The sequence below is a fragment of the Streptomyces sp. NPDC005393 genome (genome assembly GCF_040606675.1).
GTDB lineage: Bacteria > Actinomycetota > Actinomycetes > Streptomycetales > Streptomycetaceae > Streptomyces.
This window is the reverse complement of record NZ_JBEXFG010000040.1, coordinates 48,918-63,353: the sequence shown is the minus strand read 5'-3', so window position 1 is coordinate 63,353 and position 14,436 is coordinate 48,918. Positions and strand designations below refer to the sequence as shown.

The 14,436-nt window shown below is 72.6% G+C and carries 12 protein-coding genes and 2 pseudogenes; 8 read left to right on the top strand and 6 right to left on the bottom strand.

Going from position 1 to position 14,436, the window contains the following annotated elements:
- Window positions 1–87, bottom strand: a pseudogene (locus ABZS71_RS27240) (IS607 family transposase); the annotation flags it as partial.
- Between the two features lie 102 nt (window positions 88–189).
- On the opposite strand from ABZS71_RS27240, the pseudogene ABZS71_RS27235 reads away from it, so the two are divergent.
- Together ABZS71_RS27235 and ABZS71_RS27230 are read left to right on the top strand one after the other, a co-directional pair.
- Window positions 190–528 (top strand): annotated as a pseudogene (locus ABZS71_RS27235) (GNAT family N-acetyltransferase); the annotation flags it as partial.
- Between the two features lie 362 nt (window positions 529–890).
- Complete coding sequence (locus tag ABZS71_RS27230; protein WP_356214309.1) at window positions 891–1,748, top strand: chitosanase; 858 nt, start codon at window positions 891–893, stop codon at window positions 1,746–1,748.
- Between the two features lie 195 nt (window positions 1,749–1,943).
- Here the strand turns inward: ABZS71_RS27230 and ABZS71_RS27225 are convergent, their stop codons facing one another.
- The 3 genes from ABZS71_RS27225 to ABZS71_RS27215 all read right to left on the bottom strand — a co-directional run bounded on the left by ABZS71_RS27225 (window position 1,944) and on the right by ABZS71_RS27215 (window position 5,090).
- Window positions 1,944–2,633 carry a gamma-glutamyl-gamma-aminobutyrate hydrolase family protein gene (locus ABZS71_RS27225; RefSeq protein ID WP_356214307.1) on the bottom strand — a complete coding sequence of 230 codons (690 nt, stop codon included), beginning with the start codon at window positions 2,631–2,633 and terminating at the stop codon, window positions 1,944–1,946.
- A 22-nt stretch (window positions 2,634–2,655) separates the two neighbouring features.
- Complete coding sequence (gene eat / locus ABZS71_RS27220; protein ID WP_356214305.1) at window positions 2,656–4,131, bottom strand: ethanolamine permease; 1,476 nt, start codon at window positions 4,129–4,131, stop codon at window positions 2,656–2,658.
- Window positions 4,132–4,337: 206 nt separating this feature from the next.
- Window positions 4,338–5,090 (bottom strand): FCD domain-containing protein, encoded by a 753-nt coding sequence (locus ABZS71_RS27215; RefSeq protein ID WP_355856390.1) that lies wholly within the window; start codon window positions 5,088–5,090, stop codon window positions 4,338–4,340.
- Window positions 5,091–5,176: 86 nt separating this feature from the next.
- Between ABZS71_RS27215 and ABZS71_RS27210 the strand changes: the two genes are divergently transcribed.
- The 4 genes from ABZS71_RS27210 to ABZS71_RS27195 all read left to right on the top strand — a co-directional run bounded on the left by ABZS71_RS27210 (window position 5,177) and on the right by ABZS71_RS27195 (window position 9,756).
- Entirely contained in the window at window positions 5,177–6,544 is a 1,368-nt protein-coding gene (locus tag ABZS71_RS27210; protein WP_356214303.1) for a glutamine synthetase family protein, read from the top strand.
- Between the two features lie 11 nt (window positions 6,545–6,555).
- A complete protein-coding gene (locus ABZS71_RS27205; protein WP_356214301.1) occupies window positions 6,556–7,938 on the top strand; it encodes an aldehyde dehydrogenase family protein in 1,383 nt (460 codons plus the stop codon).
- 1 nt (window position 7,939) lies between these two features.
- Complete coding sequence (locus tag ABZS71_RS27200; RefSeq protein ID WP_355856399.1) at window positions 7,940–8,722, top strand: 3-oxoacyl-ACP reductase; 783 nt, start codon at window positions 7,940–7,942, stop codon at window positions 8,720–8,722.
- Window positions 8,723–8,790: 68 nt separating this feature from the next.
- On the top strand, window positions 8,791–9,756 hold the full coding sequence (locus ABZS71_RS27195) for a DUF2510 domain-containing protein (RefSeq protein WP_356214299.1): 966 nt from the start codon (window positions 8,791–8,793) through the stop codon (window positions 9,754–9,756).
- A gap of 47 nt (window positions 9,757–9,803) precedes the next feature.
- On the opposite strand, the gene ABZS71_RS27190 is transcribed toward ABZS71_RS27195, so the two are convergent.
- Window positions 9,804–11,006, bottom strand: a complete 1,203-nt coding sequence (locus ABZS71_RS27190; protein ID WP_355856405.1) for an alanine racemase — start codon at window positions 11,004–11,006, stop codon at window positions 9,804–9,806.
- A 213-nt stretch (window positions 11,007–11,219) separates the two neighbouring features.
- Between ABZS71_RS27190 and ABZS71_RS27185 the strand changes: the two genes are divergently transcribed.
- Both ABZS71_RS27185 and mycP read left to right on the top strand, forming a co-directional pair.
- Window positions 11,220–12,338 (top strand): hypothetical protein, encoded by a 1,119-nt coding sequence (locus ABZS71_RS27185; protein ID WP_356214297.1) that lies wholly within the window; start codon window positions 11,220–11,222, stop codon window positions 12,336–12,338.
- A complete protein-coding gene (gene mycP / locus ABZS71_RS27180) occupies window positions 12,335–13,549 on the top strand; it encodes a type VII secretion-associated serine protease mycosin (protein ID WP_355856410.1) in 1,215 nt (404 codons plus the stop codon). The genes ABZS71_RS27185 and mycP overlap by 4 nt, the downstream gene beginning before the upstream one ends.
- On the opposite strand, the gene ABZS71_RS27175 is transcribed toward mycP, so the two are convergent.
- Window positions 13,527–14,276 (bottom strand): serine hydrolase, encoded by a 750-nt coding sequence (locus tag ABZS71_RS27175; protein ID WP_356214315.1) that lies wholly within the window; start codon window positions 14,274–14,276, stop codon window positions 13,527–13,529. The genes mycP and ABZS71_RS27175 overlap by 23 nt on opposite strands.
- Window positions 14,277–14,436 lie beyond the last annotated feature (160 nt).

Sequence of the window (14,436 nt, the reverse complement as noted above, 5' to 3'; positions counted from 1 at the left end):
GGGGACCGGCAACGTGCCCTCACGGAACCAGCGATACGCGGTCTGCCGATGCACACCGTTCGCTTCCGCCCACTCCGTAAGGTTCATAGACAAGATCATAACATCGCTTGAACCCGCTAACACTCACTCAATCGACCGCAAGAGCGCACAGTTGAACACCCCCTGAACCACGGCTTCAGGGATGAGGCCGTCGGATACGCCTACGGCAACGCCATTAAGCACGGGGACCGCTTTTGGAACCGGATCACCAGCCCGCTGCCGCAGTCCCTCACCATGATCCCCACACTCGCACTCAAAGAGATGATGATGCGAGTGCCGTGGCGCAAGACGGGAACCTCGCGGCGCATTCACGATGACCTCTTGTCCCGGCGCTCCGAAACCCAAGTGGCTCTCATGGTCAACCCGCTCGCCGGTGACGGGAAAGTACACAGCCTCTACGAAACCTGGGGCTACCGGGACATCGGGAAGAGCCAGCCTTCGCCGGATTCACCGGTCCTGATGGCCATGGTGCGCGCCCTCCGCGACTGATCTTGAGGCGCCGCAGTGCGGATCGGCCGCTTCCAAGGGTTCGTGGTTGTTCGAAGTGCGGTCGATGTCAACGCCGACTTCGTCGATCGGCCGCGACCAAGGGGAAGCGCCGGTCGGCACGACGGGCGGAGCCGACCCGGTGGTGCCCATCCCGCAGGCGCAGTACGGGAGTTGCCACGAGGCGACCGGACCGCTCTACTTTGTCGAATCGCGTCGAAACCCTTGTGGTGGGTGTGGCGCGCTCGCTTGAATAGTTAGGAAAGGTTCCTAACGGATCGCCGAGGGTGGCCCCGGGTGGCCCCGGCATGCCCTCGCACGGTCCATGCGCACTTCCCCACGGTCGACAGGAACGGAGTCCCTCCATGTCCAAGAGGATCGGCCTCGCGGCGATAGCCGTAGCGGTACCGGCCGCACTCGTCTTCGCCGGCGTCGGCATCGGACAAGCGTCCGAGCACACACCGCCGTGGGCGGACACGCGACCGCACCACTCGGCGCACAAGACCGTCGCGGCGATCAACCTGGACGACCCGGCGAAGAAGGAGATCGCCATGAAGCTGGTCTCCAGCGCCGAGAACTCCTCGCTCGACTGGCGCGCCCAGTTCAAGTACATCGAGGACATAGGCGACGGCCGCGGCTACACCGCCGGCATCATCGGCTTCTGCTCCGGCACCGGCGACATGCTGGACCTCGTCGAGTACTACACCCAGCAGAAGCCCGGCAACGTCCTGGCCAAGTACCTCCCCGCACTGCGCGACGTCAACGGCAGCGACTCGCACGACGGCCTCGACCCCAACTTCACCAAGGACTGGAAGAAGGCCGCCGCCGACAAGGCGTTCCAGGACGCCCAGGAGCACGAGCGCGACCGCGTCTACTTCAACCCGGCCGTCAAGCAGGGCAAGGACGACGGCCTCGGCGCCCTCGGTCAGTTCATCTACTACGACGCCATCGTGATGCACGGCCCCGGCGACAGCAAGGACAGCTTCGGCGGCATCCGTAAGACCGCCCTCTCCAAGGCCGAGCCCCCGGCCCAGGGCGGCAACGAGACGACCTACCTCAACGCCTTCCTGGACGCCCGCAAGAAGGCCATGCAGACCGAGGAGGCCCACAGCGACACCAGCCGGGTCGACACCGAGCAGCGGAAGTTGCTCAACGAGAAGAACTTCGACCTGGCGCCGCCGCTGAAGTGGCAGGTCTACGGCGACCCGTACGAGATCTCGTAACTGCCCTGTCAGTGCCCCCTTGCAGGACCTCGTCCGGCTGACAGCGAGGGGGACGCATGGCCGAAATGCCCCAGACGAGGCGTGAGTTGCCCGCGCAGCTCACGGCCGCGGCGGCGGAGGGCGCGGGGGAATCCCCGCGGTTCGACGTCGAACCAGGTGTGGGCTCCTCCACCGCGTCCCAGGGACGACGCGGCCTCACCCCTCCGCCGCCTCCACCAGCGCCCGCATGACCCGTACGTCGTCGCCCGCCTCCGGATGCCACTGCACCCCCAGCACGAAGCCGTTCGCGCCCGGCAGTTCGACGGCCTCCACCGTGCCGTCGTCCGTCGCGTGCGCAGAGGCCACAAGGCCGGAACCCAGCCGGTCCACCGACTGGTGGTGGAAGGTCGGCACGGACAACGGCTCCGGTAGCACCCGCCCGAGCAGGCTGCCCGGGACGGGCTTCACCTCGTGGTGGTCGAAGACGCCGGGCGGGCCGGCGTGGCCGTCCAGGTGTTGGCGGAGGGTGCCGCCCAGGGCGACGTTCAGGAGTTGCTGGCCTCGGCAGATGCCCAGAACGGGGAGGCCCGACGTCAGGGCCGCCTCGATCAGGGCCAGTTCCCAGGCGTCGCGCTCCCGCGCGGGTGGGCCCGTTCGCGCGTCCGGCTCGGCGCCGTAGCGTACGGGCTCGACGTCCGGGCCGCCGGAGATGACGAGGGCGTCGAGGCGGGAGACGACGGCCGCGGCGGAGGCCGGGTCCTCGTCGGGTGGCAGCATCGTGGCCAGTCCGCCCGCGCGCTGGACGAGGCGGGGGTAGCCGACCGGCAGCAGGGCGGCGGGCAGATCCCAGACGCCCCAGCGGGCGGACTCCAGGTAGGTGCTGACGCCGATCAGCGGCTTGGACAACGGTTCCTCCAGTCTCACAGTGTCAGTCGCGGGAGAGTTCCGCCTCGGCCTCCGCCAGCGCCGCGAACTCCTCCTCCGGCGCCGCCGCGACCAGCCGGTGGCGGCTGTAGAAGGCGAAGTAGGCGAGCGCCACCGCGTAGACGCCGAGTGCGATGAACGCCGCGTCCTTGTCCACCAGGAAGGTGGCCACCAGTGCGGAGCAGGCCAGGACGAAGGCGACGGACGACGTTACCGTGCCGCCGGGGGTGCGGTACGGGCGGTCGAGCCCCGGTTCGCGGCGGCGCAGCACGATGTGCGAGAGCGACATCAGGGCGTACGAGATGGTGGCGCCGAAGACCGCGACGTTGAGCATCCGGGCGCCGTCGCCGGACCAGGCCGCCAGCCCGAAGCCGATGGCGCCGGGCACCAGCAGGCCCAGGTACGGCGCCTTGCGGCGGCTGGTCAGGGAGAGGAAGCGGGGCAGATAGCCGGCCCGGGAGAGGGCGAACAGCTGGCGGGAGCCGGCGAAGATGAGGGAGAAGAAGGAGGCCACGAGCCCGGCGAGTCCCGCGTAGTTGACGATGCGGGACAGGGTGGTCGCCTTGCCGTCCGGCTGGAGCGCCTCGACCAGCGGGTTGCCCGCGGCCTGCACCGCACCGGGGCCACGGGCGCCGGTCGCGGCGAGGAAGGTGAGCAGGGCCAGGAGCAGCAGGATGCCCATGGACCAGGCCATGGCCTTGGGCAGCGTACGGGCCGGGTCCCGGGTCTCCTCGGCCGCGAGCGGTACGCCCTCCACGCCCAGGAAGAACCACATGCCGAAGGGGAACGCCGACCAGATGCCGAGCACCCCGAAGGGCAGCCACGAGCTCGCGCCGAAGGCGGAGTGGTCCACCGCGATGTCGTTGAGCGAGCCCGAGTCGAAGTGGGTGAAGGCGCCCACGGCGAAGATCAGCAGCGCGGTGACGGCTATGGCGGTCACGATCAGGCTGAAGCGCAGGGCCTCGCCCACGCCCCACAGATGGATGCCGATGAAGAGGACGAAGCACGCCAGATAGACCGGCCAGCCGGACTCCAGGCCGAAGAGGCCGAGCGACTCGACATAGTCGCCGATGAAGATCGAGATGGCGGCCGGCGCCAGGACGTACTCGATGAGGATCGCGGTGCCGGTGAGGAAGCCGCCCCAGGGGCCGAGGGCGCGCCGCGCGAAGCCGTAGCCGCCGCCCGCCGTGGGGAGGATCGCCGCCAGCTCGGCCAGGGCGAAGACCATGCAGGTGTACATCAGGCCCATCAGCACGGCGGCGAGGGCGAGGCCCCCGAAGCCGCCCTCCGCCAGGCCGAAGTTCCAGCCGGAGAAGTCGCCGGAGACGACATAGGCGACGCCGAGGCCGGTCAGCAGCAGCGGGCCCGCGCTGCCGCGCCGCAGGGTGCGGCGCTCCAGATAGCCGTCCTCGGGGGAGGCCGTCGGGTCCGGCGGGGCGTCGCTGAGGGATGTACGGGCGGACTCGGTTCCGTCGGCCATGGGGTGCTCCTGCTCCACACGAGGGGGCGATGGCAAAGGTGTGGGGCCATACCTTTGCCGTCCCTTGGGTGATGCGCAAGACCTCTGCGTAAAAGCCTGGTTAAGGGCGCGGGGTCAGGCCTGCGCGGGACCGGGGTCCGGGGCCGCACGCGGACGGACGTCACGGCTGCGCACAGGCGGGCGTCAGGGCCGCACCCGGACGGGCGTCACGGCTGCGCCAGGAACCCGCGCAGCAGCGCCGCCGTGCCCTCGCAGTGCTCCCGCATCACCTCGCGCGCCCCGTCCGCGTCCCCGTCCAGCACCGCCTCGACCAGCGCCCCGTGCTGCGCCTGTGAGTGCTCCAGGTTCCGTACCAGCAGCGGGATGCAGTCCAGCAGGTCGTTGACGGTCGCGCGGACGGCCGCGTACCGGGCGGCCAGCGTCGGCGAGCCCGCGAGCTCCGCCAGCGTCAGATGGAGCATCGTGTCCAGGCGGCGGTAGTCGGCGGGCGGGGCGTCGCGCGTGGCGTCGAGGGCCGCGCGCAGCCGCAGCGCCTGCTCCTCGCCGAGCCCGTGCGCGGCGCACAGCCCCGCCGCGCCCACCTCCAGGACCTCCCGGAACCGCAGGGTGTCCTCGACGTCCACCGCCGCGACCCGCCGCCGCAGCTCGTCCTCGCGGCCCGCCGTCGGCTCGGGCCGTGCCCGTACGAAGGTGCCGCCGTAGCGGCCGCGCCGGCTCTCCACCAACCCCTGGTCCTGCAGGACCTTGAGCACCTCACGCAGCGTCACCCGGCTGATCCGCAGCCGGTCGGCCAGCTCCCGCTCGGCCGGCAACCGGCCGCCGTCCGGGACCAGCCCGAGCCGTACGACCTGGAGTATCTGCTCCAGTGCTTCCTCGAAGCCGTTCCCGGCGCGCACCGGCCGCAGCACCGGCGCCAGCCGGTCCCCGTCTCCGCTCCGGCCGCTGTGGGTCTCGCTCATCGAACCGTCCGCACCTACTTCCCAGCCAATGGTCTGCGGTACTACCTTATGGTCTTCCGGCGCAGCAATCTTCGCAGGAGGACACCGTGGCAGACCGCACGCCCCCGCTCTCGGTCGACGAGCTGACCAGACTCGTCACCGCCGGGGAGATCGACACCGTCGTCCTGGCCTTCACCGATATGCAGGGAAGGCTGCAGGGCAAGCGGTTCGCCGCCCGCTTCTTCCTCGACGACGTCCTGGAACACGGCACCGAGGGCTGTAACTACCTTCTCGCCGTCGACGCCGATATGAACACCGTCGACGGCTATGCGATGTCCTCCTGGGGGCGCGGCTACGGTGACTTCGCCATGCGCGGCGACACCGCCACTTTGCGCCGCACCCCCTGGAACCCCGGCACCGCGCTGCTCACCGCCGATCTCGCCTGGCACGACGGCTCGCCCGTGCTCGCCTCCCCGCGCCAGATCCTGCGCCGCCAGCTGGACCGGCTCGCCGAGCTCGGCTGGACCGCCTACGTGGGCACCGAACTGGAGTTCATGGTCTTCAAGGACACCTACGAACAGGCATGGGGCGCCGGCTACCGGGGGCTGACCCCCGCCAACCAGTACAACGTCGACTACTCCGTCCTCGGCACCGGCCGCGTCGAGCCCCTGTTGCGCCGCATCCGCAATGAGATGGGCGCCGCCGGGATGACCGTCGAGTCGGCCAAGGGCGAGTGCAACTTCGGCCAGCACGAGATCGCCTTCCGCTACGACGACGCCCTGACCACCTGCGATCAGCACGCCATCTACAAGACCGGCGCCAAGGAGATCGCGGCCCAGGAGGGCATGGCGCTCACCTTCATGGCCAAGTACGACGAGCGCGAGGGCAACTCCTGCCATATCCATCTCTCGCTGCGCGACGAGGCCGGGCGGCCCGTGCTCGCCGACGACGACGGGCCGTACGGCATGTCCAAGACGATGCGCCACTTCCTGGCCGGGCAGATCGCCGCGATGCGTGACTTCACCCTGCTCTACGCCCCCAACATCAACTCCTACAAGCGGTTCAGGCCCGGCTCCTTCGCGCCGACCGCGGTCGCCTGGGGCCCGGACAACCGCACCTGTGCGCTGCGCGTCATCGGCCACCGCCAGTCCCACCGGCTGGAGAACCGGCTCCCCGGCGGCGATGTCAACCCCTATCTGGCCGTCGCCGGAATGGTGGCCGCCGGGCTCCAGGGAATCGAGCAGGAGCTGGAGCTCCCCGAGGTCTGCACCGGCAACGCCTATAAGGGCGGCGCCGAACACGTGCCGGCTTCCCTGCGCGACGCCGCCGAGCTGTGGCAGGCCAGCCCCATAGCGCGGGCCGCCTTCGGCGACGAGGTGGTCGAGCACTACCTCAATATGGCGCGCGTCGAGCAGGAGGCGTACGACACCGCCGTCACGGACTGGGAGCGCTTCCGGTCCTTCGAGCGCATGTGAGGAACCACCAGGTGAGCAACGAGCACCCGCACGAGCACCAGGTACTCAACCCGGCGACCGAGGAGGTCATCGCCACCGTCCCCGCCGCGACCCCCGGCGACGTGGCCGCCGCCGTCGCCCGCGCCACCGCGGCGCAGCGCGGCTGGGCCGCCCTCGCGCCCGCCGACCGGGCCCGGCTGCTGCGCCGCTTCGCCGCCGCCGTGGACGGCCACATCGAGGAGCTGGCCGCGCTGGAGGTCCGGGAGGCGGGCCACCCCATCGGCAACGCCCGCTGGGAGGCGGGCAATGTCCGCGATCTGCTGGACTACGCGGCCGGGGGAGTGGAGCGGCTGAGCGGCGGCCAGATCCCGGTCGCCGGCGGTCTGAACGTCACCTTCCATGAGCCGCTGGGTGTGGTCGCGGTCATCGCGCCCTGGAACTTCCCCATGCCGATCGCCGCCTGGGGCACCGCGCCCGCCCTCGCCGCGGGCAACGCCGTCCTCCTCAAGCCCGCCGAGACCACCCCGCTCACCGCCCTCAGACTCGCCGAACTCGCCCTGGAGGCCGGGCTGCCCGAGGGGCTGTTCCAGGTGCTGCCCGGCGCCGGCCCGGTGGCGGGCGCCGCGCTGGTCGAGCATCCGGGCGTGGCCAAGGTCGTCTTCACCGGGTCGACGGCCGTCGGGAAGGAGATCATGGCCCGATGCGCCGCGGGCGTGAAGCGCGTGACGCTCGAACTCGGCGGCAAGAGCCCCAATATCGTCTTCGCCGACGCCGATGTGGAGCGCGCCGCGGCGGCGGCGCCCGGCTCGTTCCTGGACAACACCGGACAGGACTGCTGCGCGCGCAGCCGCATCCTGGTCCAGCGGAGTGTCTACGACCGGTTCCTGGAGCTGCTGGAGCCCGCCGTGCGGTCCTTCGCCGTCGGCGACCCGGCCGACCCCGCCACCGCCATGGGCCCGCTGATCTCCGCCGCGCAGCGCAAGCGCGTACGGTCCTACGTCCCCGAGGACGCGCCCGCCGCGATCCGCGGCGAGGCCCCGAAGGGCAAGGGGTTCTGGTACCCGGCCACCGTCCTGGAGGCCACCGGGCCGGGCGAGCGCACCGCCGTCGAGGAGATCTTCGGACCCGTCGCCGTCGTCCTCCCCTTCGAGGACGAGGCCGACGCCGTACGGCTGGCCAACGCCACCGACTACGGCCTGTCCGGCTCGATCTGGACCCGGGACGTCGGCCGCGCCGTCCGCGTCTCGCGCGCCGTCGCCGCCGGGAATCTGTCCGTCAACTCGCACAGCAGCGTGCGCTACGCGACCCCCTTCGGCGGCTACAAGCGGTCCGGCCTCGGCCGGGAGCTGGGCCCCGACGCCCTGACCGCCTTCACCGAGACCAAGAACGTCTTCATCAGCACCGAGGAGCAGTGACGTGACCGAGACCCCCGTGTGCCGCCGTCTGGTGGGCCGTACCGCCGTCATCACCGGAGCGGGCAGCGGCATCGGCCTGGCCACCGCGCGCCGCCTCGCCTCCGAGGGAGCGCGCGTCGTCTGCGCCGATATCGACGAGACCGCGGGCAAGGCCGCGGCCGACGAGGTCGGCGGGCTCTGTGTGAAGGTGGACGTCACCGACCCCGAGGAGGTCGAGGCGCTCTTCAAGACCGCGTACGACGCCTGTGGCTCGGTCGACATCGCCTTCAACAACGCGGGCATCTCGCCCCCCGACGACGACTCGATCCTCACCACCGGACTGGACGCCTGGAAGCGGGTCCAGGAGGTCAACCTCACCTCCGTCTATCTGTGCTGCAAGGCCGCGCTGCCCTATATGCGGCGGCAGGGCAAGGGGTCCATCATCAACACGGCGTCCTTCGTGGCCGTCATGGGGGCCGCGACCTCGCAGATCAGCTACACGGCTTCCAAGGGCGGTGTGCTGGCCATGTCGCGCGAGCTGGGCGTGCAGTTCGCGCGCGAGGGCATCCGGGTCAACGCGCTGTGCCCGGGGCCGGTCAACACCCCGCTGCTGAAGGAGCTGTTCGCCAAGGACCCGGAGCGGGCGGCGCGGCGGCTGGTGCATGTGCCGGTGGGCCGCTTCGCCGAGCCGGAGGAGATCGCCTCGGCGGTGGCCTTCCTGGCCAGCGACGACTCGTCCTTCGTCAACGCCGCCGAGTTCCTGGTGGACGGAGGGATCGCCGGGGCGTATGTCACCCCTTTGTAGGCAGGCGCGCAGTCCGCGCACCCGCGGTGTACGGAGCCGAGCCCTGGCCATAAGGTGACCGAGTGAGCATGAACACACCCCCCGGCTGGTATCCCGATCCCGGCGACACAGGCAATGGCCCCGCCATGGAACGCTGGTGGGACGGAGCCACGTGGACCGAGTACACCCGCGACACCTCAGGAGCGGCGGGTCCGTCCTTCGGCCCGCCGCCGATGCCCCCGTATCTGCCCGCACAGGGCGGGGGCCACCACGGGCGTGGCCGCGGCCCGAGGATCGCGGCGCTCGCCGCCGCCGTGGGAGTCGTGGTCGCCGCGATCGTCGGCGGCGTCGTGCTGCTGGACGACGGCGGTGGCGGGGGCGGCGGGGACAAGGCCGGACCGGCCTCCAGCGCCCCCCTCCCGCCGGGGGACGGGGGTGACGGCGGTGGAGGCGGCACAACCCCGGGCGGCCCCTCGGAGGCGCCCACCACCCCCAGCGCCCCGCCCACCGACGATCCGAGCATCGCCCCGGACTCCGGAAACGGCATCAGCCTGCCCGTTCTCTCCGGCTGGCAGGCGGGCCGCAGCAGCTCCGGCGGCGCGGGCGTCACCACCTCCCGCTACCCCTGCCCGAACGACCCGTCCACGGACTGTGTGCGCGGCGGCGCCTTCTCCCGGACCGCCAGCGGCTACAAGGCCACGTCCGCCAAGGGCATAGCCAAGGAGGACATCGCGCAGAACGCGGAGGAGTCCTACGGCAAGGACGAGGCCACCAACCGCAAGGCGTACGGCGGGATCACCTCCCATCAGCAGGTCAAGGAGGCGGCGGTCGACGTCGCGGGCGAGAAGGGCTATCTGGTCCGCTGGAAGGTCGTCACCAAGAAGGGCGCCGACGGATACGTCCAGTCCCTCGCCTTTCCGTCGCCCATCATGCCCGGCACGATGGTCGTCGTCCGCTTCGGCTTCGACATGGGCGACAAGGCGCCCCCGGTCACCGATATGGACAGGATCGTCAAGGGGATAGCCGCCCTGGCCGGCGACGGCCGGTCCGTCTGAAACGCCGGAGGACCGTGACGCCGGAGGACCGTGACGCCGGAGCGGACCTAGAGGAACGTACGGCCCTCGCCCCGGTACGTCGGCACGGAGGCCACCACCCGGTCCCCGTCCCCGTCGACAAGGTGCAGCACATCGAAGCGCTCGCACAGCTCACCGGCCTTCGCATGCCGGAACCACACCTTGTCGCCGATCAGCAGATCGTCGGCGGCCGTGCCCAGCAGCGGGGTCTGCACCTCGCCCGGCCCCTCCATCGGGTCGTACGCCAGCCCCTCGGGCAGATACGGCACCGGCAGCCGGTCCGGGCCCGGCGCGCCCGACGCCGGATAGCCGCCGCCGAGCACCGTCACCACGCCCACGCCGGGCCGGCGCACCACCGGCTGAGCGAACAGGGCCGCCGGGCGGCCGCGGAAGGAGGTGTAGTTGTCGAACAGACGGGGCTGGTAGAGCCCGGATCCGGCGGCGATCTCCGTCACCGCGTCCTCGGCGGCGGTGTGCTGCACGCTGCCCGTACCGCCCCCGTTGACGAATTCCAGGTCCGCCACGGCCCGTACGGCATGGACCACCGCCGCCCGGCGGGCCGCCAGCTCCCGGCGCGCGGCCGCCTGCATCAGCCGGATGGCGCGGGAGCGCAGCGGACGCCCCGCCACCGCGTCGCCCACGCCCGCCACATGACCCTCGTACGCCATCAGGCCGACCAGCCGGAAGCCGGGGCGGCGCCCGACCGCGCGGGCGAGCTCCGCGAGCTGCTCCGGTTCGCGCAGCGGTGAGCGCAGCGCGCCGATCCGCACCCGGCCGCCGAACATCCGCAGTGAGGTGTCCAACTCCAGGCAGACCCGGACCTCTTCGGTGCCGGCACGCACACTCTCGATCAGATCGAGCTGGCTGATGTCGTCCACCATCACGGTGACGGCGGCGGCGAGCTTGGGGTCGCTGGTGAGCGTGGCGAAGCCGTCCCGGTCGGCGGAGGGATAGGCGAGCAGAACGTCGTCGAACCCCTCGCGCGCCAGCCACAGGGACTCCGCGAGCGTGAAGCTCATGATCCCGGCGAAGCCGTCCCGCGCCAGCACCCGCTCCAACAGCGCCCGGCACCGCACCGACTTGCTGGCCACCCGGATCGGCTTGCCTCCCGCCCGGCGCGCCAGATCCCGTGCGTTGTCGTCGAATGCCCCCAGGTCGACGATCGCCACGGGCGCTTCGAGATGGGCAGTGGCCCGGTCGTACCGGGCCCGGTCAGCGGCGGCAGCGGACATGAGCGAAGCTTGCCAGACCGCTATTACCACTGGGTAGAGGGCGCCCGGTGCGGAGGGCCCCCGGTGCCCCGTAGAGTGTCGCGCACGCCATGACCGGCAGGTCAGCGGCGTGTTGTCCGTATACGGGCCCGCCTGCCCGAAAGGCGGCGGGGCGGCGTGGCCAACCGGACGGAGCCAGGTGGACCAGGTCTTCGAGGGTGCGAGGGGGTGCGGATGAGCACCGACGCGGAACAGGCGCACTCTCCGTACAGCGCGCCCCCACCGCGCCCTGCGCACCCCCCGCGCACGGCGCCCGCGCAGCCTTACGCGCCCCCGCCCCACCCCTCCGCGCCCGGCTTCACCCCGGACCCGGACACCCCCATCCTCGGCATACCGGCGAAGGTCCCGTCCCCGAGGGGGACCAGGGGCACCGGGGCGCCGGACGGCTCCCCGGTGCCGCCCCGCCCCGCCGCCCCGCCCGGCTCCGCACCCGGCTCCGCGCCCCGCCCGCCCGCTCAGCGGAGCGACGACGCCGACCCCTGGTACCGCAGCCCGGAAGCCACCGCCTCCGGCGCCCCGCCCGCGGACGGCCACCACCGCGCGCACAGCCGTACGGTGGCCGCCGCCGCATCTCTCGTCCTCGGCCTCGGGCTGCTCGGCGGGGCGGCGGCCGGCAGCTGGCTCGGCGGCGGCCCCGACACCGAGCCCTCCGTCGCCGACACCTACGCACGGGCCCGCGCCGCCTGGCACAGCGTCCCTGTCGACGACCTCTTCCCCCGCACCCTGCGCGGCAAGGGCCAGGGCCCCGGCGGCGCCGACCGTCTCTGGACCCGGATCGCGGTCGCCCCCGACAGCAGCTGCGGCGGCGGCTTCGACCCGCTGCTCACCAAGGCGCTGGCCCCGGTGGGCTGCAAGCGGCTGCTGCGCGCCACCTACGCCGACGCCACCAGCACCAGCGTCACCACCGTGGGGCTGCTGATCACCACCTCCGACGCCGCCGGGATGCGCGAGCTGCACCAGCGGTTCGCGGCCGAACGGCTCGACGAACGCACCGATCTGATGCCCCGTCCGTACGCCGCCAAGGGCACCGCGGCGGCGGACTTCGGCGACGACCAGCGCGCCAGCTGGCAGATCCGGATCCTGACCGACGCCCCCGCCGTCATCTATACGGTCAGCGGCTTCGGCGACGGCCGTAAGGTCACCGACCCGCAGTCGGCCGGCGAGGCGATCCAGACCGGGGCGACCTCCGCCCCCGCGCAGTCGGGCCTCGGCCATGACGCCCGGGGCATCGCCGACGAGATCGAGCTCGGCTTCCGCCGGGCCCTGTCCGAGACCGCGGAGCCGTCCTCATGACCGCGCTCGCACGGCGCGTCGCCGTGGCCCTCGCCGCCGCCGGACTGACCCTGGTGCCGGTCGCGCCCGCGCGGGCCGACGGCATACAGGCCCAGGAGTGGGCGCTGGACGCCCTCCACGTCCGCGAGGCGTGGCAGACGACGAAGGGCGCCGGGGTGACCGTCGCCGTCCTCGACACGGGCGTCGACGCCGAACACCCGGACCTCGTGGGCCAGGTGCTGCCCGGCAAGGACCTCATCGGCTTCGGCGCCCGGTCCGGCGACCGCGCCTGGGCCCGGCACGGCACCGCCATGGCCGGGATCATCGCCGGTCGCGGACACGGCGCGGCCGGCGGCGAGGGCGTGCTGGGCGTCGCGCCGCGGGCCAAGATCCTGCCGGTGCGGGTGATCCTGGAGGACGCCGACCCGGCCCGTAAGAAGGCCCGCAGCACCCGCGGCGGCGCCCTCGCGGACGGTATCCGCTGGGCCGCCGACCACGGCGCCGACGTGATCAACCTGTCGCTCGGCGACGACAGCGAGTCCGCCCACCCCGAGGCCGCCGAGGACGCCGCCGTGCAGTACGCGCTGCGCAAGGGCGTGGTCGTGGTCGCCTCCGCGGGCAACGGCGGCGAGAAGGGCGACCGCGCCTCCTACCCGGCCGCCTACCCCGGCGTCATCGCCGTGACCGCCGTGGACCGAGACGGCTCCCGCGCCGCCTTCTCCACCCGCCGCTGGTACGCCACCGTCTGCGCGCCCGGCGTCGACGTGGTCATAGCCGACCCCGACAAGCGCTACTACGAGGGCTGGGGGACCAGCGCCGCCGCCGCCTTCGCCTCCGGCTCCGCCGCCCTCGTCCGCGCCGCCCACCCCGAACTGAGCCCGCGCCAGATCCGGCAGCTGCTCGCGCGGACCGCGCAGGACAGCCCGACGGGCGGGCGCAGCGATGAGCTCGGCGCCGGTCTGGTGAACCCGGCTGCGGCGATCAAGGCGGGGGACGCGCTCAGGCCGCGGGCCCAGCAGCCCGTCGTGGCCGCCTACCCCCAGCGCTTCTTCGGTACGGGCCCCGACGGCGCCCAGGCCCAGGGGGACGGAGACGGGCCGAATCAGCTCGCGCTCGCCGCCGGGGTCGCGGGAGCGGCCCTGGTGGCTGCCGCGGTCGCCCTGTGGCGCGGCTCGGGCCCGCTGCGTATGCCGAGGCCGCGCGGGCTGCTCACGACGATCCGCAGGCGCTGAGGGCGGCCGCCGCCCGGACGGCCGCCCGCGCCGCCTTCTCGACCAGCGCGACGCCGCTGTCCATGTCCTTACTGCCGTCGGAGAGCACCGCGACCAGATACGTGCGCCCGCCCGCGGTGACCTGGCCGATGCTGTTGACGTCCCACAGCCCGGTCGTGCTGCGCGGCAGCCAGCCGTTCTTCAGCCGGGTGCCGTTGCCGGTGCCGTCGGCGGCGGCCGAGACGCCCCAGCTCTGGCCGTCGGATATCCGGCCCGTCAGCGACCGCAGATACGCCCGGGACCGCTCGCTCAGCGCCGAGCCGCCCGCGCCCGCACCCCCGAAGACGGCGGTCAGCAGCTTCAGCTGATCGGCCGCGGTGGTCCGGGTCAGCCCCCAGCGCCCGCCGTCGCCGCCGCGCGTCCGCGTCAGCCCGAGCCGCCGGTGCGCCGCGTCGAGACCGTCGGCGCCGCCGATCGTCTTCCACAGCGAGGTCGCCGCGTCGTTGTCGCTGTGCTCGATCATCACGGTGGCGTACGAGCGCTCCCGCGCGGTCAGCTGCCGCCCCTCGTCCTGGGCCTTGAGCAGCAGCGCCGCGAGAATGCCGACCTTGACGATGCTCGCGGTGTCGTACGAGCCGTCGCCGTACACCCCGCGCGCCCCCGACCGGGTGTCCAGCACGGCGACCGAGAAATCGGCGGCCGAGCCGTCCGCCACCGGGCCGAGCGCGTCGGCGAGGGCCCGGGCCAGCGTCGGTGCCGAGGTGGCCGAGGGGGAGGGCCGGTCTTCGTCCACACGCTCCACACCGTCTCCTTCGCTCCCGCCCGCCGCCGACCGCGTCGGGCCGCTCGCCGGCCGGGCATGGGCCAGGCCCTGCGCACCGGCCGCACCAGACTTCTCCCCGGTGAAC

What these genes read in the sequence shown, in the direction of transcription:
- ABZS71_RS27230 (WP_356214309.1), top strand. Translation starts at nt 891, where the DNA reads ATGTCCAAGAGGATCGGCCTCGCGGCGATAGCCGTAGCGGTACCGGCC.
- eat (WP_356214305.1), bottom strand. Translation starts at nt 4,131, where the DNA reads ATGGCCGACGGAACCGAGTCCGCCCGTACATCCCTCAGCGACGCCCCG.
- ABZS71_RS27215 (WP_355856390.1), bottom strand. Translation starts at nt 5,090, where the DNA reads ATGAGCGAGACCCACAGCGGCCGGAGCGGAGACGGGGACCGGCTGGCG.
- ABZS71_RS27195 (WP_356214299.1), top strand. Translation starts at nt 8,791, where the DNA reads ATGAACACACCCCCCGGCTGGTATCCCGATCCCGGCGACACAGGCAAT.
- ABZS71_RS27190 (WP_355856405.1), bottom strand. Translation starts at nt 11,006, where the DNA reads ATGTCCGCTGCCGCCGCTGACCGGGCCCGGTACGACCGGGCCACTGCC.
- ABZS71_RS27185 (WP_356214297.1), top strand. Translation starts at nt 11,220, where the DNA reads ATGAGCACCGACGCGGAACAGGCGCACTCTCCGTACAGCGCGCCCCCA.
- mycP (WP_355856410.1), top strand. Translation starts at nt 12,335, where the DNA reads ATGACCGCGCTCGCACGGCGCGTCGCCGTGGCCCTCGCCGCCGCCGGA.